14 protein-coding genes and 1 pseudogene are annotated in these 20802 nt (G+C 65.7%); 10 read left to right on the forward strand and 5 right to left on the reverse strand.

Features of this window, described 5'->3' with window-relative positions:
• The coding region (locus tag RT697_RS22815) for an OPT family oligopeptide transporter (protein ID WP_313701963.1) at nt 1–1935 on the forward strand (1935 nt) is incomplete at its 5' end.
• 334 nt (nt 1936–2269) lie between these two features.
• Here RT697_RS22815 and RT697_RS22820 read toward each other — a convergent pair.
• The 4 genes and pseudogenes from RT697_RS22820 to RT697_RS22835 form a co-directional block, all read right to left on the reverse strand.
• The gene (locus tag RT697_RS22820; protein ID WP_313701978.1) at nt 2270–3511 is read right to left on the reverse strand and encodes a M20/M25/M40 family metallo-hydrolase; all 1242 of its coding nucleotides are present in this window, start codon (nt 3509–3511) and stop codon (nt 2270–2272) included.
• Between the two features lie 4 nt (nt 3512–3515).
• Nucleotides 3516–4775: pseudogene (locus RT697_RS22825) on the reverse strand (hydantoinase/carbamoylase family amidase); the annotation flags it as partial.
• Nucleotides 4776–4837: 62 nt separating this feature from the next.
• A complete protein-coding gene (gene puuE, locus RT697_RS22830) occupies nt 4838–5782 on the reverse strand; it encodes an allantoinase PuuE (RefSeq protein WP_313701965.1) in 945 nt (314 codons plus the stop codon).
• A 134-nt stretch (nt 5783–5916) separates the two neighbouring features.
• Complete coding sequence (locus tag RT697_RS22835; RefSeq protein ID WP_313701966.1) at nt 5917–6825, reverse strand: LysR family transcriptional regulator; 909 nt, start codon at nt 6823–6825, stop codon at nt 5917–5919.
• Nucleotides 6826–6972: 147 nt separating this feature from the next.
• Here RT697_RS22835 and RT697_RS22840 point away from each other — a divergent pair, with 147 nt between their 5' ends.
• Nucleotides 6973–8214 (forward strand): MFS transporter, encoded by a 1242-nt coding sequence (locus RT697_RS22840; protein ID WP_313701968.1) that lies wholly within the window; start codon nt 6973–6975, stop codon nt 8212–8214.
• Nucleotides 8215–8228: 14 nt separating this feature from the next.
• Here the strand turns inward: RT697_RS22840 and RT697_RS22845 are convergent, their stop codons facing one another.
• Complete coding sequence (locus RT697_RS22845; RefSeq protein WP_313701970.1) at nt 8229–9245, reverse strand: 1-aminocyclopropane-1-carboxylate deaminase; 1017 nt, start codon at nt 9243–9245, stop codon at nt 8229–8231.
• A 193-nt stretch (nt 9246–9438) separates the two neighbouring features.
• On the opposite strand from RT697_RS22845, the gene RT697_RS22850 reads away from it, so the two are divergent.
• The 8 genes from RT697_RS22850 to RT697_RS22885 form a co-directional block, all read left to right on the forward strand.
• Entirely contained in the window at nt 9439–9909 is a 471-nt protein-coding gene (locus RT697_RS22850) for an Lrp/AsnC family transcriptional regulator (protein ID WP_056567804.1), read from the forward strand.
• 327 nt (nt 9910–10236) lie between these two features.
• Nucleotides 10237–13104, forward strand: a complete 2868-nt coding sequence (locus RT697_RS22855) for a 2-oxoglutarate dehydrogenase E1 component (RefSeq protein WP_313701971.1) — start codon at nt 10237–10239, stop codon at nt 13102–13104.
• Nucleotides 13105–13207: 103 nt separating this feature from the next.
• A complete protein-coding gene (gene odhB, locus RT697_RS22860) occupies nt 13208–14446 on the forward strand; it encodes a 2-oxoglutarate dehydrogenase complex dihydrolipoyllysine-residue succinyltransferase (protein WP_313701973.1) in 1239 nt (412 codons plus the stop codon).
• Between the two features lie 132 nt (nt 14447–14578).
• Nucleotides 14579–16006 carry a dihydrolipoyl dehydrogenase gene (lpdA, locus tag RT697_RS22865; RefSeq protein WP_056567795.1) on the forward strand — a complete coding sequence of 476 codons (1428 nt, stop codon included), beginning with the start codon at nt 14579–14581 and terminating at the stop codon, nt 16004–16006.
• A gap of 84 nt (nt 16007–16090) precedes the next feature.
• Complete coding sequence (zapE, locus tag RT697_RS22870) at nt 16091–17182, forward strand: cell division protein ZapE (RefSeq protein ID WP_313701975.1); 1092 nt, start codon at nt 16091–16093, stop codon at nt 17180–17182.
• A gap of 113 nt (nt 17183–17295) precedes the next feature.
• On the forward strand, nt 17296–17829 hold the full coding sequence (locus tag RT697_RS22875) for a sigma-70 family RNA polymerase sigma factor (RefSeq protein WP_313701976.1): 534 nt from the start codon (nt 17296–17298) through the stop codon (nt 17827–17829).
• Entirely contained in the window at nt 17822–18796 is a 975-nt protein-coding gene (locus RT697_RS22880) for a FecR domain-containing protein (protein ID WP_313701977.1), read from the forward strand. The genes RT697_RS22875 and RT697_RS22880 overlap by 8 nt, the downstream gene beginning before the upstream one ends.
• Nucleotides 18797–18874: 78 nt before the next feature.
• On the forward strand, nt 18875–20802 hold a 1928-nt coding region (locus tag RT697_RS22885), incomplete at its 3' end, for a TonB-dependent siderophore receptor (protein ID WP_409517478.1).

Below are 20802 nucleotides of genomic sequence, written 5' to 3' on the forward strand. Positions count from 1 at the left end.
CGCATGTTCAAGGACGCCAACATCCTTGAAAACAACATGGTGCAGACGCAGGCCTCGGCGGCCGGCACGCTGTCGGCCATCATCTTCATCCTGCCGGCGCTGGTCATGATGGGCCACTGGCAGGGCTTTCCCTTCTGGCAGACGCTGGGCATCTGCGCGGCCGGCGGCATGCTGGGCGTGATGTTCACCATTCCGCTGCGCCACGTGATGGTGGTGCAGAGCAATCTGCCGTATCCGGAAGGCGTGGCAGCGGCGGAGATTCTGCGGGTCGGCAGCGCCGAGCGCGCGCAGGACGAGCCGCAGACGGCTGCGGGGGCGCAGGATGCGCCGCCGGCCGCAATGAGCCCGCAGGGCGCGCGGCAGGCCGCTGGTGGCGCGCCGGCCAAGCCTGCCGGCGGCACCGGCATGGGCGACATCGTCGCCGGCGGCATTGCGGCGGCCGTGGTCAGTTTTGCCGCCAATGGCCTGCGGGTCCTGGGCGACAGCGTCAGCGGCTGGTTTGCGTTGGGCGGCGCGGTGTTCCGGCTGCCGATGGGCTTTTCGCTGGCGCTGCTGGGGGCGGGCTATCTGATCGGCATCGTTGCCGGGCTGGCGATGCTGACGGGCCTGGTCATCGCGTGGGGCATCGCGGTGCCCATCCTGACCGCCATGGGCGACATGCCCGCCGGCGCGACGCTGGCCTCGTACGCCACCGGTTTGTGGTCCTCGCAGGTGCGCTTCATCGGCGCGGGCGTGATCGCGGTGGGCGCGATCTGGACGCTGGCGACACTGTTCGTGCCGATGGCGCGCGGCGTGAAGGCATCGTTTTCGGCCTTGACCAAGGAAGGCGCCGCACGCGCCGGGGCCGCGCCGCGCACCGAGCGCGACCTGTCGGCCGGCTGGATCTCGGCGGTGACGCTGGTGCTGGTGGCGATCCTGGTGTTCACGTTCCAGGTGTTCCTGTCCGGCACGCCGCTGTCGGCGGGCGCCATCTGGAAGCTGGTGGCCTACGCGGTGCTGTTCGCGTTTGTGTTCGGCTTTCTGGTCGCGGCCGCTTGCGGCTACATGGCGGGCCTGGTGGGTTCGTCGACCAGCCCGATCTCCGGCGTGGGCATCGTCGCCATCGTGCTGGTTTCGGTGCTGATGCTGGGCGTGGGCGGAGAACTGATGGCGCTGGAGAACGGCGTGCAGATGGCGATCGCGCTGTCGATCTTCAGCACGTCGGCCGTGGTGGCGGTGGCGTCCATTTCGAACGACAACCTGCAGGATCTGAAGACCGGCTGGCTGGTGGGCGCAACGCCGTGGCGCCAGCAGGTCGCGCTGCTGATCGGCTGCGTGGTGGGCGCGGCCGTGATTTCGCCGGTGCTGGAGCTTCTGTACAACGCATACGGGTTCGCGGACGCGATGCCGCGCGAGGGGATGGACCCGTCGCAGGCGCTGTCGGCGCCGCAGGCCACGCTGATGCTGGCGATCACGCGCGGCATTTTCACGCATCAGCTCAACTGGACGATGATCCTGATCGGCATGGCGGTCGGCGTGGGGTTGATCGTGGTGGATGAGATTTTGAAGCGCACGTGCCAGGTCGCGCGCATTCCCGTGCTGGCGGTGGGCATCGGCATCTACCTGCCGCCGACCGTGGCCGCGCCGATCGTGGCGGGCGCGCTGCTGGCGTGGCTGCTGGAAGGCGCCCTGCGCCGCCGTGCCGCCGCTGCCGGACAGCCCTACGACAGCTTTGCTGAAGCGGCCAACCGCCGCGGCGTGCTGATCGCCTCGGGGCTGATCGTGGGCGAGAGCCTGGTGGGCGTGCTGATGGCCGCGATCATCGGCGCCGCGGGGACCGAGGCGCCGCTGGCGATCGTTGGCGAGGACTTCGCCGGCATGGCGTCCTATCTGGGGCTGGCGGTGTTCGTCATGGTGGCGGTGCTGTTCTGGCGCCGGGTGATGCGGCTGGCTTAGTTCAGCGGGGCGGACACCAGCGATGCACCGTCAGGTGTCTGACACCCGGGTGAGACGGTCTTCACTGTGCCGGGGAGTGCCAGGGGTGTCAGACACCGGTGTTGCAGATGTGCCGTCAGGTGTCTGACACCCGGGTGAGACGGTCTGCAATGCGCCGGGGTGTGCCGGGGGGGTCAGACACCGGTGTTGCAGATGTGCCGTCGTCAGGTGTCTGACACCCGAGTGAGATGGTCTTCAATGCGCCGGGATGTGCCAGGGGTGTCAGACACCGGTGTTGCAGATGCACCGTCAGGTGTCAGACACCGGTTCTTCTGAGACGCCGGTTCTTTTGGTGTCAGACACCCGTGCCCGGTTGCAGCAAATCCGCCAGCGTGCGCGCGATGACCTTTGTCGCGCGGCGCAGGTCTTCCAGATTGATGCGTTCGTCGCTCCGTTTGGCGTGCGATTCCAGCACCGTGCGCGGGCCTGCGCCGTAGATCACGCCGGGGATGCCGGCTTCGGCGTACAACCGAACGTCGGTGTAAAGCGGCGTGCCCATCGCCGGGATGGGTTCGCCGAATACCGCCTCGCCATGTTGCTGGATGGCCTGCACGAGCGGCTGCGCGCCGGGCAGCGGGCGCATCGAATTGGCCAGCAGCAGCCGCTTGATGTCGACCCGGATGCCCGGGTATGCCGCCGCGGCTTCTTCGATGATGCGCCGGATGTCGGCCTCGACCTCGGCGGCGTTTTCTTCCGGGATCATGCGGCGGTCGAGCTTGAAGCTGACCTTGCCCGGCACCACGTTCGTGTTGGTGCCGCCTTCGATCCGCCCCACGTTCAGGTACGGATGTGAAATGCCCGGGACTTGCGACGTGATCTTCCGGTACTGCGCGTTCTGCGCATACAAGGCATTCAACAGCGCGACGGCGCCTTGCAGGGCGTCGACGCCGCTGCTGGGAATGGCGGCGTGGGCCATCTTGCCGTGCACCGTCACTTCCATCTGCAGGCAGCCGTTGTGCGCGGTGACGACTTCATAGCTGAAGCCGGCCGCGATCAGCAGGTCGGGGCGCGTAAGCCCCTGCGCCAGCAGCCAGCCGGGGCCCAGCAGGCCGCCGAATTCCTCGTCATACGTGAAGTGCAATTCCACCGCGCCGCGGGTCGGCTTGGCGATGGCTTCCAGCGCCCGCACGGCGAACGTGAAGCTGGCGAAGTCGCTTTTGCTGACCGCGGCGGCGCGGCCGTAGAGATCGCCGTTGTCGATGTCGGCGCCATAAGGATCGTGCGTCCAGCCCTCGCCGGGCGGCACCACGTCGCCGTGGGCGTTGAGGGCGATGCGCGGGCCGTCCCCGCCATATTCGCGCCGCACGATGAGGTTGGTGATGGACTGCATGCCGTAATCCTGCACGGCCTGCGCAGGCACGGGATGCGCTTCGGCTTCCAGGCCAAAGCCCTGCAGCAGTTCCGCGGTGCGCACGGCGTGCGGCGCGTTGTTGCCGGGCGGCGTGTCGGTGGGCACGCGCACCAGTTCCTGCAGGAAGCGGACTTCTTCGTCGAAATGGGCGTCCACCCAGGCGTCGAGTCGGGCGTAATCGGTCATGGCGTTAGTCGTTGGTTTCATTGGCCAGCGCGTCGAGCAGGCCCAGCATGGCTTGCGCGGCAAGTTCGATGTCGTCGCTGGTGGTGGATTCGTTGGGGTTGTGGCTGATGCCGCTGTTCTGGCCGCGCACGAACAGCATGGCTTGCGGCATGACCTCGTGCAGCTTCATGGCGTCGTGACCCGCGCCGCTGGGCATGCGGTGCACGGGTACGCCCAGCGCGCCGACCGCGCGTTCCCAGCGCTGCTGCCAGCGCGGATCGCTGGGCGCGGCGGCGGCGCGCATGGTTTCTTCCAGCGCGTAGGTCAGGCCGCGCCGCTTGCAGATGGCGGCCAGCTCGGCCAGCACGTCGTCGACCAGCGCGTCACGCTGCGGATCGCTGGGGGCGCGCAGGTCAAGGCTGAACCGGCACTCGCCCGGCACAACGTTGATCGACCCGCCTGGCACCTCGAACATGCCCACGGTGCCGACCGAGTCGCCATCGCGGGCGGCGCGCCGTTCCACAAACAACGCCAGTTCAGCGGCGGCCACGGCGGCGTCGCGCCGGCGGTCCATGGGCGTGGTGCCCGCGTGGCTGGCCAAACCCAGGATCTGCACCTGGTGGCGCACGCAGCCGTTGATCGAGGTGACAACGCCCAGCGGCAGCCCCATTTCGAACAGTACGGGGCCTTGTTCGATGTGGACCTCGACAAAGCCCAGGTAGCGGGCCGGATCGCGTCGCAGGCCCGCAATGCCGTCGATGTCCAGGCCCGCGTGCAGCATGGCGTCGCGCATGGTGATGCCGTCGGCGTCCTTCTGGTCCAGCCATTCGGGCTTGAACCCGCCGATCAAGGCGCCCGATCCCAGGAACGTCGCGCGGTAGCGCTGGCCTTCTTCTTCGGCGAAGGCGATCACTTCCACGTCGAAGGGCAGCCGCCGGTTCTGGCGGTGCAGCGCACGCACGCAGGCCATGGGCACGAAGATGCCGAGCCGGCCGTCGTACTTGCCGGCGTTGCGCACCGTGTCGAAATGGCTGCCCGTCATGAGCACCGGCGCGCCGGCCTGGGCGGCGCGGTAGCGCCCGACCACATTGCCCACGGCATCGATGCCGACCTCGTCAAAGCCGCACTCCTGCATCCATTGCGAGATGCGCGCGGCGCAGGCGCGGTGCGCGTCGGTCAGGTAGGTGACCGTGAGTTGGCCTTTTTCGGCGTAACCCGGATCGCTGTAGACGCTGAGCGCCTCGTGCCAGTCCCAGATGTCGTTGCCCATTCCGGGTTCGCCGAAGCGCTTGCTTGGGCGCGGCTCGACGTTCGGATCGTTCAGATTGTTAGCCATGGTCGTCCTGTTCAACGGTCGGAGGTGTAGGGGTGCGTGGCTTTCCAGTGGCGCGCGATGTCCAGCCGGCGGCAGACCCAGACGCGGTCGTGGCGCGCGATGTGATCCAGAAAGCGCTGCAGGGCGACGATGCGTCCGGGGCGGCCCAGCAGGCGGCAGTGCATGCCGATGCTGAGCATCTTGGGCGCCTCGTCGCCTTCGGCATAGAGCGCGTCGAAGCTGTCCTTCATATATTGGAAGAATGGATCGGCGTGCGAATAGCCCTGCGGCAACGCGAAGCGCATGTCGTTGCAGTCCAGCGTGTAGGGCACGATGAGTTGCTGCGCGGTCGAACCATCGGTCTTGCGGACCTGCATCCAGAAGGGCAGGTCGTCGCCGTAGTAATCGCTGTCGTATTCGAATCCGCCGTCGTCGGCGACCAGCCTGCGCGTGCGCGGGCTGTCGCGTCCGGTGTACCAGCCCAGCGGCCGCGCGCCGGTCAGCGTCGTGATGGCGTCGATGGCCAGCCGCATGTGCTCGCGTTCGGTGGCTTCGTCCACGTCCTGGTAGTGGATCCAGCGCCAGCCATGGCAGGCGATCTCATGGCCAAGTTCGACGAACGCAGCGGTCAGATCGGGATGGCGTTGCAGGGCCATGCCGACGCCGAACACCGTCAGCGGCAGTTGCCGTTTTTCGAATTCGCGCAGGATGCGCCACACGCCAGCGCGCGATCCGTATTCGTAGATGCTCTCCATGCTGAGATGCCGGTCCGGATAGCTGGCGGGGTTGAACATCTCGGACAGGAATTGCTCGGAGCCGGCGTCGCCATGCAGCACGCTGTTCTCGCCGCCTTCCTCGTAATTCAGCACGAACTGCACGGCAATCCGGGCGTTGCCCGGCCATTGGGCGTGAGGCGGATTGCGTCCGTAGCCGACGAGGTCGCGAGGGTAGGGCAGCGTGGTGTCGTAGACGGGCATCGGCGGGACGGCGGTGGTCGCATGAAGGAGGCGATCGGTACGCCAAGGCCAAGGCGTGAGTCCGATCATGTATACAAAGTATGTACATCAAATACCAGCCGCCGGCCATCGGCGTATGCCCTACGCCAGGAACTTCATGCCGTCGCGGCGCCGGCGTCCTTGAACAATTCCGCGCCCATGAAGTCGATGAACACCCGCAGCTTGGGCGCCAGATGTTTGCTGGACGCCCACAGCAGCCGGAACGTGCCCTGGTGTTCGACATGGCCTTCCAGCACCGATACCAGGTCGCCGCGCTGCAGGGCGGGCCGCACCAGAAAATCGGGCAGGCACGCGATGCCCAGGCCCGCCACCGCCACATCCAGCAACGCCGCGGACGTGTTGCACACCATCGACACGGGCAGCGTCCACTCGGGCATTCCTGCGTCGCGCGTCAACGGCCACGGTTCGAGTTTTCCGGTGCTGGGAAATCGATGCTGCAGGCAGGCGTGATGCTGCAGGTCTGCCGGACTGAGCGGGGTGCCGCGGCTGGCCAGATACCTCGGCGCCGCGACGAGCAGCAGCCGATAGTTGCCGACCGGACGCGATACAAGCCGCGAGTCCGTCGGCTCGCCGGTGCGCATCACGATGTCGAAACCCTCGTTGATGACGTCCACCAGACGATCCGAGAAATCCACGTCCAGTTCGATGGCCGGATAGCGGTGCATGAAGGCAGTCAAAGCCGGCATGACCAGCATGCCGACCAGCGGAAGGCTGATGCGCAATCGGCCTTGCGGCGCCTGGCGGGTTTCGGAGAGTTCCAGTTCGGCGGACTCGAGCTCGCACAGGATGCGGCGGCAGCGTTCCAGGAAGACGGCGCCCTCGGCCGTCAAGGTGATGCTGCGCGTGCTGCGATGGAGCAGGCGCACGCCCAGGCGTGTTTCCAGCCGGCACACGCTCTTGCCCACGGCCGACGCCGACACGCCCAGATGGCGGGCGGCCTCGGAATAACTGCGCGTTTCCGCGGCCTGCACGAAGGCGGCAATAGCGCTGAGCGATTCGACCACGATGCGATTCAGGACAATTTGTCCGATATGTTTTGAACGTCGGCATTATTGTCCCGGACCGAGCCTGCCGCCAAGATGGCTGCCTTTACACAACACGCGCCGGCGTCGGGGCATTCCCCCGCCGCCGGCCGATCAAAAAGGCAGAACATGGCAGGTTTTCAGGCGGGGGCCTCCGGCCCCGGCGCGCGCGAGGCACGTCTTCCCATTGCAGCACTGCTGGCCCTGGCGCTGGCCGGTTTCGTCACGATCCTGACGGAAGCCCTGCCGGCCGGTCTGTTGCCGCAGATCAGCGTGGGGCTGAATATTTCCGAAGCGATGGCCGGACAGCTGGTGACGATCTACGCGATTGGTTCGCTGGTGGCGGCAATACCGTTGACCGCCGCGACGCGAGGCGTGCGACGCCGCCCGTTGTTGCTGGCCGCGATTGCGGGCTTCGCCATCGCCAACACCCTCACCACGGTGTCCGCCAGCTATGCGCTGACGATGGCGGCGCGTTTTGTTGCGGGCGTGTCCGCCGGGCTGCTGTGGGCGCTGGCCGCGGGCTACGCCGCGCGCATGGTGCCCGAGCGCCAGAAGGGGCGGGCCATCGCCATCGCGATGGTGGGCACGCCGCTGGCGTTGTCGCTTGGCGTGCCGGCGGGCACCTTCCTGGGCAATCTGGTGGGATGGCGGTGGTGTTTCGGCATCATGAGCGCGCTGGCGGTGATCCTGATGGCGTGGGTGCGGATTCAGGTGCCGGACTTTGCGGGGCAGGCTTCGGGCAAGCGTGCGCCGCTGCGCCGCGTTTTCACCATGCCGGGCGTGCGCGCGGTGCTGTTCGTGGTGTTTGCATTCGTTCTGGCGCACAACATTCTCTATACCTACATCGCGCCGTTCCTGGCGGCGCGCGGCATGGGCGACCGCACGGACATGATGCTGCTGGTGTTCGGCCTGTCGTCGTTGATCGGCCTGTGGATCATCGGTGTCCTGATCGACAGCCATCTGCGCGCCATGACGCTGGCCAGCACGGTGCTGTTCGCGTTGTCGGCGCTGGTTCTGGGCATCAGCGGCAATGATCCGGCCGTGGTGATCACGGCGGTGGCGGCCTGGGGTCTGGCGTTTGGCGGCGCGCCGACGCTGTTGCAGACCGCGCTGGCCAAGACGGCGGGCGAATCCGCCGATGTCGCGCAGTCGATGCTGGTCACGGCCTGGAACCTGGCGATCGCGGGCGGCGGCGTCATCGGCGGCATCCTGCTTGAAGGCGCGGGCGTCGCCGCCTTTACGCCCGCGCTGTTGCTGTTGCTGGCGGCGACGCTGATCGTGACGGCAGCGGCGCGCCGGCATGGGTTTCCCGTGGCGGCCGGGCAGGGCGGCAACGTCACCGCAAGTCCCCGCAAGGCCACCCCGTGACGCCGAATCCGCCGCTATCCGTTGCGGTAGAGAAAGCTGTAGGCGTTGATCGCCGGCACCCCTCCCAGGTGCGCATACAGAACCCTCGAGCCGGCGGGAATCTCGCCCTTGCGGATGATGTCCATCATCCCCTGCATGGATTTTCCTTCGTACACGGGGTCGGTCATCATGCCTTCCAGGCGGGCGCAGGTACGGATGGCGTCGTTGGTCTCGGCTGAGGGCAGGCCATACGCGGGATAGGCGTAGCGCGTGTCCAGCACCACATCCTTGTCTTCGATGGGTTTATCCAAGCCGACGAGGTCGGCGGTGCGCCTCGCGATGCGCAGGACCTGCGCGCGCGTCTGGTCCGGCGTGGCCGATGCGTCGATGCCGATGACGCGGTCGGCGCGGCCGTCGGCGGCAAAGCCCACCACCATGCCGGCCTGCGTGCTGCCCGTGACCGCGCAGACGACGATGTAGTCGAACTTGAATCCCAGATCGGCTTCCTGGCGGCGCACCTCTTCGGCAAAGCCCACGTAGCCCAACCCGCCCAGCTCGTGATCGGACGCGCCCGCCGGAATCGCATAGGGCTTGCCGCCGCGGCGTTTCACCTCTTCCAGCGCCTCTTCCCAACTGCGGCGAAATCCGATGTCAAAGCCCTGATCGACCAGCCGCACGTCCGCGCCCATCAGGCGGCTCATCATGATATTGCCGACGCGGTCGTAGACCGCATCGGAATAGTCCACCCAGTTTTCCTGGACCAGCACGCAGGCCAATCCCAGCTTGGCGGCCACCGCCGCGACCATGCGCGTGTGGTTGGACTGGATACCGCCGATGGTGACGAGCGTGTCGCAGCCTTGTTCCAGCGCCTGCGGAATCAGGTATTCGAGCTTGCGCAGCTTGTTGCCGCCGAAGGCTAGACCGCTGTTGCAGTCCTCGCGCTTGGCGTAGATCTCGACCTTGCCGCCAAGATGCTGCGACAAGCGGTCCAGCTTTTCGATCGGGGTATCGCCGAAGGTCAGGCGATGACGGGGAAAACGTTGCAGATCCATGGTGACTCCTGGTGATCCTGGCGGGCCCGCGCGTTGCGGCAGGGTTCGCAAAAATCATAGGAATCATGGGGTTGAGGGGTCAATTGCGTATTTTTTAAATCCGCCAAATCGGAAGATCGTTCTTTACGATTAATGGAACTAATATTTCTAAAATAAAAATCCACGCGAAATTTAATTTTCAGGGACGCCATCCATGACCGCCGTTTTCACGCTGGACCGCATCGACCGCCAGATCCTGCGCATTCTTCAGGACGACGCGCAGATCACCAATCTGGACTTGAGCGCGCGCGTGCATCTGAGCCCGGCAGCGTGCCTGCGGCGCGTCGAAAGGTTGAAGAGCGAAGGCGTCATCCGAAAGACGGTCGCGCTGCTGGAGCCTGCGGACGTCGACATGGCCACGCTGGTCATCGTGGGTGTGGTGCTGGATCGCTCGACGCCCGATTCCTTTACGGACTTCGAGGAAGCGGCCAAGGGCATCAGCGGTTGCCTGGAATGCCACCTGGTGGCGGGCGAGTTCGACTATTTCCTGATGTTGCGTATCCGAGACCTGGAACGCTTCAACAAGCTGCATGCGGGCGAGATCATCAAGCTGCCCGGCGTACGCCAGATTCGTACTTTTTTCGTGCTCAAAGAGATCATGTCCACCACCGCGCTGCCGGTTTGACGAGGCGTAAACGCAACACTAATCTTTTCTGCTATTTGAAATGACGCGCTGCCGCATTTTGGATTGACGGATTTTGGAGGCGCGTAGACGGCGAATTTGAAGGGGTTGGACGGACATTCCGTCGCCGCATGACAGCATTCCGAAAGGCCTTTTGCGTCACAGAAATGCAGGAAGACGCCCATAAACTCAAAGGGTTATACTTCTCGACCATAGGCTTTCAAGGCTTGTACGCGCCTTCTGCCCCTGCTATCCGCTTAACGGGAAGCCCGTGTCGCGGAAGGTTTTCCTGCATCGTCTCGAGTGAAGCACTCGTATAGGTGAAGCGATATGTCTTCGGAAATAGAATCTCTATCCACGTCTTATCTCTTTGGGGGTAATGCCCCGTATGTTGAGGAGCTTTACGAAGCCTACCTCGACAATCCCGGTTCGGTACCTGACAACTGGCGCGACTACTTCGACCAATTGCAGCACGCCCCCGCAACCGACGGCCAGGAATCCACTCGCGACCAGGCCCACGCTCCCATCGTCGAATCGTTCGCCCAGCGCGCCAAGGCCAATGCCTTCGTGCAACGCGCGGCCGAACCCGATCTGAGCGTCGCCAGCAAGCAGGTCTCGGTGCAATCGCTGATTGCCGCCTACCGCTCGCTGGGCTCGCGCTGGGCCGATCTGGATCCGCTCAAGCGCCAGGAACGTCCGCCGATCCCGGAACTCGATCCCGCCTTCTATGGCCTGACCGAAGCCGATCTGGACCAGACCTACTCGGCCACCAACACCTACTTCACGACCGCCAGCACGATGACGCTGCGCGACATCCTGAAGGCGCTGCGCGACACGTATTGCCGCAGCATCGGTGCAGAATTCACGCACATCTCCGACCCCGCCGCCAAGCGCTGGATCCAGGAACGCCTGGAAACCACGCTGGGCGCGCCCACGTACACGCCGGAAGAAAAGCGCCACATCCTTCAGCAACTGACTGAGTCCGAAGGCCTGGAACGCTTCCTGCACACCAAGTACGTCGGCCAGAAGCGCTTCTCGCTGGAAGGCGGCGAAAGCTTCATCGCCTCGATGGACGAAGTGGTCAACCACGCCGGTGAAAACGGCGTTCAGGAAATCGTGGTCGGCATGGCCCACCGCGGCCGCCTGAACCTGCTCGTGAACATCATGGGCAAGATGCCCGGCGACCTGTTCGCCGAGTTCGAAGGCAAGCACGCCGAAGGCCTGACCGACGGCGACGTGAAGTACCACAACGGCTTCTCGAGCGACCTGTCCACGCGCGGCGGCCCCGTCCACCTGTCGCTGGCGTTCAACCCGTCCCACCTTGAAATCGTCAACCCCGTCGTCGAAGGCAGCGTCCGCGCCCGCCAGGAACGCCGCGGCGACGCCGAAGGTCAGCAAGTGCTGCCGGTGCTGGTGCACGGCGACGCGGCCTTTGCCGGCCAGGGCGTCGTGATGGAAACCCTGAACCTGGCGCAGACGCGCGGCTACGGTACGGGCGGCACGCTGCACATCGTCATCAACAACCAGATCGGTTTCACCACGTCCGACCCGCGTGACTCGCGTTCGACGCTGTATTGCACCGACGTGGTCAAGATGATCGAAGCCCCGGTGTTCCACGTCAACGGCGACGATCCCGAAGCCGTGGTGTTCGTCACCAAGCTGGCCCTGGACTACCGTCAGCAGTTCCGTCACGACGTCGTCGTGGACATCGTCTGCTTCCGCAAGCTGGGCCACAACGAGCAAGACACCCCGTCGCTGACGCAGCCCCTGATGTACAAGCGCATCGGCCACCACCCCGGCACGCGCAAGCTGTACGCCGACAAGCTGACCACGCAAGGCGTGCTGGCCGACGGCGAAGCCGATCAGCTGGTCAAGGACTACCGTCAACTGATGGAAGACGGCCAGCGCACCATCGAACCGGTGCTGACCGACTACAAGAGCAAGTACGCCATCGACTGGTCGCCGTTCCTGGGCGCCAAGTGGACCGACCAGGCCGACACCGCCGTGCCGCTGGCTGAACTGAAGCGCATCGGCGAACGCATCACCACCGTGCCGGAAGGCTTCACGGTGCACCCGCTGGTCGCCAAGCTGCTGAACGACCGCCGCACCATGGCCAAGGGCGAAATGAACCTGGACTGGGGCATGGGCGAACACCTTGCCTTCGCGACCCTGGTGTCCTCGGGTTACGCCATCCGCATCACCGGCCAGGATTCGGGCCGCGGCACGTTCACGCACCGCCATGCGGTGCTGCACGACCAGAACCGCGAACGCTGGAACGACGGCACTTTCATTCCGCTGCAGAACGTGTCGGAAGGCCAGGCGCCGTTCACCGTCATCGACTCCGTGCTGTCCGAAGAGGCCGTGCTGGGCTTTGAGTACGGCTTCTCCAGCGCCGAGCCCAACACGCTTGTCATCTGGGAAGGCCAGTTCGGCGACTTCGTCAACGGCGCTCAGGTCGTGATCGACCAGTTCATCAGCTCCGGCGAAGCCAAGTGGGGCCGCCAGTCGGGCCTGACGCTGATGCTGCCGCACGGCTACGAAGGCCAGGGTCCCGAGCACTCGTCGGGCCGCATCGAGCGCTTCCTGCAGCTGTGCGCCGACAACAACATGCAAGTGATTCAGCCGACCTCGGCTTCGCAGATCTTCCACGTTCTGCGCCGCCAGATGATCCGCCCGTTCCGCAAGCCGCTGGTGCTGTTCACGCCGAAGTCGCTGCTGCGCAACAAGGACGCCGGTTCGCCCCTGACCGATCTGGCCGGCGGCAGCTTCCGCCCGGTCATCGGCGAGGTCGACGAGGCCATCGACGCCGGCAAGGTCAAGCGCGTGCTGGCTTGCTCGGGCAAGGTGTACTACGACCTGGTCAACGCCCGCCGCGAGCGTGGCGCCGACAACGTCGCCATCATCCGTGTCGAGCAGCTGTATCCGTTTGCGCACAAGTCGTTCGAAGCCGAACTGCGCAAGTACCCGAAGGCGACCGAAGTGATCTGGGTGCAGGACGAACCCCAGAACCAAGGCGCCTGGTTCTACGTTCAGCATCATGTGTACGAGAACATGGTCGAAGGCCAGAAGCTTGGCTACGCAGGCCGTGCCGCGTCGGCATCGCCGGCCGTGGGCTACCTGGCCAAGCACCAGGAGCAGCAGAAGGCCCTGATCGAAACGGCCTTCGCGCCCAAGTTCAAGGTCATGTTGACGAAGTAACCTTTACTTGATGCACGCGCCGCGGGCGGCAAGCGTTCCGGAACCCCGTTTCGAACCTTGCCGCGCCGCGTGACAAGAACATACTTTCTACGGAATAAACAAAATGGCTATTACCGACGTCGTCGTTCCCCAACTTTCCGAATCCGTTTCTGAAGCGACCCTGCTGACCTGGAAGAAGCAGCCGGGCGCTGCCGTTGAAGCCGACGAAATCCTGATCGAAGTCGAAACCGACAAGGTCGTGCTGGAAGTGCCGGCCCCCGCCTCGGGCCTGCTGGCCGAAATCGTCAAGGGCGATGGCAGCACCGTGACCTCGGGCGAAGTGCTGGCCCGCATCGACACCGCCGCCAAGGCTGGCGCCGCCGCCACCGCGCCGGCTGAAGCCCCGAAGGCCGCCGAGCAAGCCGCTGCTGCTCCCGCGCCCGCCGCTGCCGCACCGGCCTCGACGGCCGCCGCCGGCGTCGCTTCGCCCGCCGCCTCGAAGATCCTGGCCGAGAAGGGCGTTGACGCCGCTTCCGTGGCTGGCTCGGGCCGTGACGGCCGCGTGACGAAGGGCGACGCCCTGGCCGCCAGCGCCGCTCCCGCCAAGGCCGCCCCGGCCAAGGCCGCCGCCGCGCCCGCCCCGACCACGCTGTCGCTGGACGGCCGTCCGGAACAGCGCGTGCCGATGAGCCGCCTGCGCGCCCGCATCGCCGAGCGCCTGCTGCAATCGCAGCAGGAAAACGCCATCCTGACGACGTTCAACGAAGTCAACATGCAGGCCGTGATCGACCTGCGCGCCAAGTACAAGGACAAGTTCGAAAAGGAACACGGCATCAAGCTGGGCTTCATGTCGTTCTTCGTCAAGGCCGCCGTTGCCGCGCTGAAGAAGTACCCGCTGATCAACGCCTCGATCGACGGCAAGGACATCATCTACCACGGCTATTTCGACATCGGTATCGCTGTCGGCAGCCCGCGTGGCCTGGTGGTGCCGATCCTGCGCAACGCCGACCAGCTGTCCATCGCCGACATCGAAAAGACCATCGCCGACTTCGGCCGCCGCGCCGCTGACGGCAAGCTGGGCATTGAAGAAATGACCGGCGGCACGTTCTCGATCTCCAACGGTGGCGTGTTCGGTTCGATGCTGTCGACCCCGATCATCAACCCGCCGCAATCGGCCATCCTGGGCGTGCACGCCACCAAGGATCGCGCCGTCGTCGAAAACGGCCAGATCGTCATCCGCCCGATGAACTACCTGGCCCTGTCCTACGACCACCGCATCATCGACGGCCGCGAAGCCGTGCTGGGCCTGGTCGCCATGAAGGACGCCCTGGAAGATCCGCAGCGCCTGTTGCTGGACCTGTAATCTCGACGCCCCTGGCCGGCGCCGTGCGCGACCCGAAGGTCCCGCGGCGCCCGGGCCGGCTCCCCGCCGGCCCGCAGCCCCGCTGCGCTGGGCAGGAAGTGCGCTTCTTCATCCCTCATTCGCGAGAACACTATGTCCAAACAATTTGACGTCGTCGTGATCGGCGCAGGCCCCGGCGGCTACATTGCCGCCATCCGCGCCGCGCAACTCGGCATGTCGGTCGCCTGCATCGACGCCTGGCAGAATGGCCAAGGCGGCCCGGCTCCCGGCGGCACGTGCACCAACGTCGGTTGCATCCCGTCCAAGGCGCTGCTGCAATCGTCGGAACACTTTGAACAAGCCAACCACCACTTCGCCGAGCACGGCATCGAAGTCAAGGGCGTCAGCCTGAAGCTCGACACGCTGATCGGCCGCAAGAACACGGTGGTCAAGCAGAACAACGACGGCATCCTGTACCTGTTCAAGAAGAACAAGGTCACGTTCTTCCACGGCAAGGGCGCGTTCAGCGGCCAGGTGGAAGGCGGCTGGGCCATCAAGGTCACCGGCACCGCCGAGGAAGACCTGGTTGCCAAGCACGTCGTGGTCGCCACCGGCTCGTCGGCGCGTGAACTGCCCGGCCTGCCGTTCGACGAAAAGGTCGTGCTGTCCAACGACGGCGCCCTGAACATCGGCGCCGTGCCCAAGACGCTGGGCGTCATCGGCGCCGGCGTGATCGGCCTGGAAATGGGCAGCGTGTGGCGCCGCCTGGGTTCCGAAGTCACGATCCTGGAAGCGATGCCGGAATTCCTGGCCGCCGCCGACGGTCAAGTGGCCAAGGAAGCGCTGAAGGCATTCACGAAGCAAGGCCTGAACATCCAGATGGGCGTCAAGATCGGTGAGATCAAGGCGACCGCCAAGTCGGTGACCGTGCCTTACGTCGACGCCAAGGGCGCCGAGCAGAAGCTGGTCGTGGACAAGCTGATCGTCTCGATCGGCCGCGTGCCCTACACCGGCGGCCTGAACGCCGACGCCGTGGGCCTGAAGCTGGACGAACGCGGCTTTGTGGCCGTCGACGGCGACTGCAAGACCAACCTGCCGAACGTCTGGGCAGTGGGCGACGTGGTGCGCGGCCCGATGCTGGCGCACAAGGCCGAAGAAGAAGGCGTGGCGGTTGCCGAGCGCATCGCCGGCCAGCACGGCCACGTCAACTTCGACACCGTGCCGTGGGTCATCTACACCTCGCCGGAAATCGCCTGGGTCGGCAAGACCGAGCAGCAACTCAAGGCCGAAGGCCGCGAGTACAAGGCCGGCAGCTTCCCGTTCCTGGCCAACGGCCGCGCCCGCGCGCTGGGCGACACCACCGGCTTTGCCAAGGTGATCGCCGATGCCAAGACCGACGAAGTCCTGGGCGTGCACATCGTGGGCCCGATGGCCTCGGAACTGATCTCGGAAGCCGTGACCATCATGGAATTCCGCGGCGCCGCCGAAGACATCGCCCGCATCTGCCACGCGCACCCGACCCTGTCGGAAGCCGTGAAGGAAGCCGCTCTGGCCGTGGACAAGCGCGCGCTGAACTTCTAAGCCGCGTCTGACTTCTGCAAGACCGGGGGCGGGTTCCAGGACCCGCCCTTTTCTTTATTCCCTTCAGCCTGATCCGGTTCCCCTATGAACGTCAGCGACTACTACGAACACGCATTGGCCGAACGCGGCTACAAGCCCGACGACGCGCAGAAGAAGGCGATCGACCGCTTGCAGCGCTATTACGACGAGTGGGTCAAGTTCAAGTCGATGCGCTCGAACGCGCTGAAAAAGCTGCTGAACCGTCCCGACGTGCCGCGCGGCGTGTACCTGTGGGGCGGCGTGGGCCGCGGCAAGAGCTTCCTGATGGATGCCTTCTATGCCACCGTGCCCGTCGTGCGCAAGACGCGCCTGCACTTTCACGAGTTCATGCGCGGCGTGCACCGCGAACTGGAAGAAGTGAAGGGCATGCAGGATCCGCTGGACGAGGTCGCCAAACGCGTGGCCAAGCGTTACCGGCTGATCTGCTTTGACGAATTCCACGTGTCCGATGTGGCGGATGCGATGATCCTGCACCGCCTGCTGCTCAAGCTGTTCGAGTACGGCACGTCCTTCGTGATGACGTCCAACTACGAACCGTCCACGCTGTACACCGACGGCCTGCACCGCGACCGCGTGCTGCCCGCCATCGCGCTGATCCAGTCACGCATGGACGTGATGAACGTGGACGCCGGCATCGACTACCGCCGCCGTTCGCTGGAGCAGGTGCAGAGCTATCACACGCCGCTGGACGAAAACGCTCAGAAGGCGCTGCAATCGGCCTTCGACGCGCTGGCGGATACGCCGCCGCAGGACCCGGTGCTGCGCATCGAGCATCGCGAGATCCGCGCGCTGGCGCTGGGCGGCTCGGTGGTGTGGTTCGACTTCGCCACGTTGTGCGGCGGCCCGCGCTCGCAGAACGACTATCTGGAACTGGCCAACCGCTTTCATGCCGTAATCCTGTCGGGTGTGCCGCGCATGGGGCCGCGCCAGGCCTCCGAGGCGCGCCGCTTCACGTGGCTGATCGACGTGTTCTACGACCACCGCGTCAAGCTCATCATGTCCGCCGAGTGCGAGCCCGAAGAGATCTACACGGAAGGCGCGCTGGCCAACGAATTCCACCGGACGGTGTCGCGCATCATGGAAATGCAGTCGCGCGAATACCTGGAATCCGAACGCCGACTGGCAGTGACGTTGTAGTAAAGCCTCATCCGGTCCTCATTTCGAGGATAGGCGGGACTCAATCATTGTTAATGCAAGTCATTATCAATTAAGATTTTGGGACTTTTGGTTCAGCGCCGCAGTCTCAATCCGTGTCTTCCACCTTGCTTTCCTCATCGGCCCCGTGCGTCGACAACCAGGTCGCGCCTGTCGATGGCCTGTATCGCGATCACCGCCCGTGGCTGTTCGGGTGGCTGCGCCGCAAGCTGGGGTGCGAACATCGCGCGGAAGACCTGGCCCAGGACGTCTTTGTCCGGGTGATCCAGGGCCGCAAGCAGGTGCGCGCCAGCGAGGCGCGCGCGCTGCTCACCACCATTGCAAAAGGCCTGGTGGTCGATCATCAGCGCCATGCCGCGCTGGAGCATGCGTATCTGGCCTATCTGGCCACCGTTCCCGAATCCTACGCGCCGTCTCCCGAAGCGCAGGCCGAGCAGCTGCAGGCGCTGGTTCAGCTGGATCGCCTGCTGGATGGGCTGCCGCCCAAGGCCCGCGCGGCCTTCCTCTTGTCGCAGCTCGATGGCCTGACGTATCCCGAGATCGCCGAACGCCTCGATGTGTCGTTGAGTTCTGTGCAGCAATATATGGTGCGGGCGATGTCCGCGTGCTATGCGGCGATCCATGCCTGACGCGGTCACCAGCCCCTCCGTGAATGGCCGGCCTTCCGATGCCGTCGTGCGCGAGGCCATCGCCTGGTGGGCGCGCCTGCAATCCGGGATCGACGATGCGGCCGAGCGCGCGTCCTGTCACGCCTGGCTGGCTCAGGACCCTGCGCATCGCGTGGCGTGGGACCGTCTGCGGGACATCGGCCGCGATGCACGCCGCGTGCCGGCGGCGCTGGCGCATACCGCGTTGAACCCACCCGCATCGCACGGCCGGCGTGCCGCGCTGCGCAGTCTGCTGGCCGGTGCGGGCATCGCTGCCACCGGGTGGGCGGGCTATCGCCATGCGCCATGGCAACGGCTGGTCGCCGACTACAGCACCGGCGTGGGCGAGCGCCGTGCGCTGGCGTTGGCGGACGGGCTGCGCGTCACGTTGAACAGCGATACCGCAGTTCGCGTCAACGTCAGCGGCAGCACGCGCGACATCGACCTCTTGCGCGGCGAGATGCTGGTGCAGGCCGAGCCGCGCCCCGGCGTGCAGGCGCTACGCGTGGACACGGGCTATGGCGAACTGCGGGCCGAGCGCGCGCGGTTCGACCTGCGGCGCACGGCAGAGGGCTCTCGCGTGGGCGTGTACGAAGGCAACGTCGCGCTGTTGCGCCAGGGGGTGCTGACGCACCTAAGTGCCGGCGAGCGGCTTGCCTATGCCGACGACGGCGAGGTCCGCCGCGGCGCGTCGGACCCGGATCGGCTTGCGTGGGTGGACGGCATGGTCGTGGCCAAGGAATGGCGGCTGGACGACTTTGCCGAATACCTGGCGCGCCAGCGGGTGGGCATGATCCGCGTCGACCCCGCGGTGGCGGCGTTGCGGCTGTCGGGCGTGTTTCCGCTGGACGACGCCGAGCGCGCGCTCAATGCGGCAGCGCACACCTTGCCGATCACCGTCACGCGCCGCACGCAATACTGGCTGCAGGTCGGGCCGCGCGACGCGTAAGTTACAAATTTTCTTGCCGTCGCATTGCAGGTTTTGCATCCCCGTACGGAAAGCAGAAAGAAACCACCGTACAGGGAGATGTTTGTGTCCGCTTCAATCCACCCGCGCCTGCGCGCACCGATGACCGCCGGCCGCAAGGCCGTGCTGGCCGCGACTTGCGCCGGGGCGCTGTTTGCCGCCGCGCCGGCGGCTTGGGCGCAGCCCGCGTCCGCGGCAGGCGCTTCGGCCACGGCCAACGGCCAGCGCAGCTACCAGATTCCCGCCGGTCCGCTGGCCGACGCGCTGACGCAGTTTGCGCGTAGCGCGGGCGTGGTGCTGTCGTTCGATCCGGCGCTGGTGCGCGGCCGGCGTTCGGATGGATTGAACGGTTCGTACACGGTGGGCGCGGGCTTCTCGCGCGTCTTGGCGGGCAGCGGCCAGCAGGCACGCGCGCAGTCGGGCAACACCTGGACGCTGGCGCCCGCGCCGGTCTCCACGGGCGACACGCACACGCTGGCGCCCGTGACGGTGACGGGCATGTCGGAAAGCGCCTTTGCGCCCACGGTCGGCTATGTGGCCACCGCCAGCGCCAGCGCCACCAAGACCGACATTCCGCTGATCGAAACGCCGCAGTCGGTGTCCGTGGTCACGCGCGAGCAAATCACCGAGCAGGGCGCGCAGACGCTGAACCAGGTGCTGCGTTACACGGCGGGCGTTGCCACCGAGTCGCGCGGCGCCACGGCGACCCGCCTGGACCAGTTCAGCGTGCGCGGGTTCTCGGCTTCCACGTATCTGGATGGGCTGCGCGTATTCGGCGGCCGCGATGCGCTGCCGCAGGTCGATGCCTTCCGCCTTGAGCGCGTGGATGTGCTGAAGGGGCCGGCGTCGGTGATGTACGGGCAGGGCGGTCCGGGCGGCGTGGTGAACCAGGTCAGCAAGCGTCCGCTGGAAGAGTCGCTGCGCGAAGTGGAGCTGCAGGTCGGCAACTACGACTTCCGCCGCGCCAACTTCGATTTCGGCGGTCCCATCGACGAAGAGGGCAAGTACCTGTATCGCCTGGTGGGCTCGGGCTACATGTCCGACGGCCAGGTTCAGGACACCAAGGAGCGCCGCTACTTCGTGTCGCCGGCGTTCGCGTACAAGCCCAACGCGGATACCTCGCTGACCATCCTGACCAACTTCCAGCACGATCCCGACATGGGTTCGTACGGCGCCGTGCCGGCCATGCGCACGCTGCTGCGCGCGCCCGACGGCTTCCGCCTGCCGGCCGATTACTACGACGGCGACGCCAATTTCGAAAAGAGCGATCGCAAGAGCTATTCGCTGGGCTACATCCTGGACCATCGCTTCAACGACACCTTCAAGGCGTCGCAAAGCCTGCGCTGGACGCATTCGGACGCCAAGTACCGCAGCGTCTACGGCGCAATGACCAACTATTACGGTTACACCAACCCGACCTACCTGTACCACCAGCGCGCCTCCATCGCGACGGATGTGGACGTCGGCGCGCTGACGATCGACAACAACCTGCAGGCGCGGTTCAACACGGGCAAGATCGGCCACAACGTGCTGGTGGGTTTCGACTATCAGCACGTCAAGACCGACACGCTGTCGGGCTTTGGCTCGGCGCCCCCGCTGTACGTGAAGAACCCGGACAATTTCCAGAACATTCCGGTGCCCGCGTTCTCCAGCGACGCCACCACCACGCAGTATCAGACGGGCGTGTACTTCCAGGACCAGATCAAGATCGACCGCCTGTCGTTCCTCTTGGGCGGACGCTATGACTGGTCGCGCAACGTGGGTGAAACGACCGCGATCGCATCCGGCCGAGTCACCCCGTCCAAGTTGAACGCGGAAGCCTTCTCGGGCCGGTTCGGCGCCATCTACAACTTCGACAACGGCGTGGCGCCGTACTTCAGCTATTCGGAATCCTTCGAGCCGCAATCGGGCACGGGCTGGAACAACACGCCGTTCAAGCCGATCGAGGGCAAGCAGTACGAAGTGGGCATCAAGTACCAGCCGCCGGG

Origin of the sequence: Achromobacter sp. (assembly GCF_032113835.1) — a bacterium.
Classification (GTDB): Bacteria; Pseudomonadota; Gammaproteobacteria; order Burkholderiales; family Burkholderiaceae_B; genus Achromobacter.